Origin of the sequence: Acinetobacter sp. V2, assembly GCF_001188385.1 — a bacterium.
GTDB lineage: Bacteria > Pseudomonadota > Gammaproteobacteria > Pseudomonadales > Moraxellaceae > Acinetobacter > Acinetobacter oleivorans.
The window spans coordinates 444,317-446,894 of sequence record NZ_JZFB01000002.1 but is presented as its reverse complement, the minus strand read 5'-3'; the positions used below and the strand labels follow the sequence as shown (position 1 = coordinate 446,894).

The 2,578-nt window shown below is 41.4% G+C and carries 3 protein-coding genes; all 3 read left to right on the top strand.

Going from position 1 to position 2,578, the window contains the following annotated elements; translation table 11 throughout:
• Window positions 1-1,752, top strand: a 1,752-nt coding sequence (locus UC75_RS21230) for an efflux RND transporter permease subunit (protein WP_228137279.1), incomplete at its 5' end; no start/stop codon positions are given.
• Between the two features lie 139 nt (window positions 1,753-1,891).
• Window positions 1,892-2,269 (top strand): hypothetical protein, encoded by a 378-nt coding sequence (locus tag UC75_RS10895; RefSeq protein WP_004790237.1) that lies wholly within the window; start codon window positions 1,892-1,894, stop codon window positions 2,267-2,269.
• Between the two features lie 103 nt (window positions 2,270-2,372).
• A partial coding sequence (locus UC75_RS21225) for a DnaJ domain-containing protein (protein ID WP_228137278.1) occupies window positions 2,373-2,578 on the top strand: 206 nt, incomplete at its 3' end.

The following is a 2,578-nucleotide window of genomic DNA, read 5'->3' as shown; positions in this document are numbered from 1 at the left end:
GAATACACTCGCTCTATCTTTCAGGTGGTGACGATTGCCTTATTGGTCTCTTGGGTTGCAGCAGTTTTATTCGTACCTTATTTAGGCGAAAAGCTATTACCCGATTTTACTAAAACAGGGCATCAGGCACCTTGGTATGTCCGTTTATGGGCGAGGTTAACCAAAAAACCGCAACCACAAACTGTGTCCATTTCACAGGATCATCACTACGATCCTTATCAATCCAATTTCTATTTACGTTTTAGAAAGATGGTTGAGTTTTGTGTGACTTACCGTAAAACCGTAATTGCCACTACAGTGGGTGTTTTTGTGCTATCTGTGCTGATGTTTAAGATAGTGCCTCAGCAGTTTTTCCCACCTTCGAACCGTGCCGAGATTTTAGTCGATTTAAAACTTGAAGAAGGTGCCTCTTTAACAGCGACAGAACAAGCTGTGAAAAAGGTTGAAAAATTCCTGTCTAAACAAAAAGGTATTGATAACTATGTGGCATATGTCGGTACAGGGTCACCACGTTTTTATTTACCGTTAGACCAGCAATTACCGCAAGCCAGCTTTGCACAGTTTGTTGTACTCGCATCATCACTCGATGATCGTGATGAAATTCGACGCTCGTTAGACAAACAAATTAGACAATTGCTGCCGCAAGTTCGTACTCGCGTGTCATTACTGGAGAATGGCCCTCCTGTTGGTTATCCATTGCAATATCGTGTGTCGGGTGAAGATCAAAATTTGGTCCGTCAAGAAGCACAGAAAGTCGCTAAACTGATTAGCGAAAACCCGAATACTACCAATGTACATTTAGATTGGGGTGAGCCGAGTAAGATTATTTCAATTCAAATTGACCAAGATCGTGCTCGACAAATGGGTGTCTCTAGTGTCGATTTAGCGAATTTCATTAATGCATCAATTACAGGTAGTGCGATTGAGCAATATCGTGAAAAGCGTGAACTCATCGAAATCCGTTTACGCGGCGATCAGAGCGAACGAGTTGAAGTGGCTTCTCTAGCAAGTTTAGCTGTACCAACGAACAACGGAACGACTGTGCCTTTAGCTCAAATCGCTAAAATTGAGTATAAGTTTGAAGATGGTTTAATTTGGCATCGTAACCGCTTACCGACCATTACTGTTCGCGCAGATATCCGCACTCAATTACAACCAGCGACTGTTGTTGGCGAGTTAGCTGAATCAATGGATAAATTGCGTGCTGAATTACCAAGTGGTTATCTTGTTGAAGTCGGTGGAACTGTAGAAGAGTCTGCACGTGGGCAAAACTCCGTTAATGCGGGTATGCCACTGTTCTTGGCTGTGGTCATGACATTACTGATGATTCAGCTCAAAAGCTTATCTCGCGCGACCATTGTGTTGTTAACAGCTCCGCTTGGTTTAATTGGTGTGGTTTTATTCTTGCTCCTATTTAACAAACCATTTGGTTTTGTGGCCATGTTGGGCACAATTGCACTCTCTGGCATGATCATGCGTAACTCGCTTATTTTAATTGATCAAATTGAACAAGACAGGCAAGCAGGGCATCCAACATGGGAAGCGATTATTGAGGCGACAGTGCGTCGATTCCGCCCGATTATTTTGACTGCATTAGCCGCAGTTTTGGCCATGATTCCACTTTCACGAAGTATTTTCTTTGGTCCAATGGCAGTTGCGATCATGGGCGGCTTGATTGTTGCCACCTTACTGACATTATTTTTCTTACCTGCGCTCTACGCAGCGTGGTTTAAGGTGAAAAAAACCGCATAAAATACATAAATTTTTTGTGAATAAAGGTGCGAAATATTGAAAACTCCAATATAGTAGCACCTGTCTTTACACAAAAAATACAGGATTATTTCACTGCATAAAAAATAGGCTAAGTGCAGTGAATTGAGGTGAAATACAGATGGGGCAAGACCATATCGAACAGCATCGCCGTTATATAGTAATTTCTTATGCGTTCATGTTTCTTGCATTGTTTACGGTTATTTTTGCGGCCTTTGCTTATTTGGTCGCTCGTAAAGTGGCGGTTGTAGATAATGCAGAAGTTTGGATTCATGCGCATGCACTATGGATTATGCGAAACGGGATTCTATTTCTTTGTATGGCAATTTTTGCTGTGGTCTGGTTTATTCCGCTCTTCTTTTTTGCATGGGACAGTAACCTCTGGGTAACCGCCTCTACGGTTGCGGGTGTGGTATTTAGCGCTATTGCGTGGTTATTTCTATTAAATGCATGGTTAAAAGGCTTGTCTAAATATTTAAAAAATAAGGCAGTTTTTTAATATATCTATTTTTTAAACATTTTACCCTTGTAAATTCGGCTAAAGCCCCCCATTTAGTCGGCAATAGAGTATTGATAAAATTCCGTGAGGAGCACCGCCAAAAATGGCTAAACGTGATTATTATGAGGTTTTAGGCGTTTCAAAAACCGCAAGTGATGATGAGATCAAAAAAGCCTACCGTAAATTGGCGATGAAATATCATCCTGATAGAAACCCTGACAATGCCGAAGCTGAAGAGAAATTTAAAGAAGCTGCTGAAGCTTATGAAGTTTTATCGGACAGTGAAAAGCGTAGCATGTACGATCGCAT

Excerpts from the sequence above, each read along its gene's own strand:
- UC75_RS10895 (WP_004790237.1), top strand. The coding sequence starts at position 1,892 with ATGGGGCAAGACCATATCGAACAGCATCGCCGTTATATAGTAATTTCT.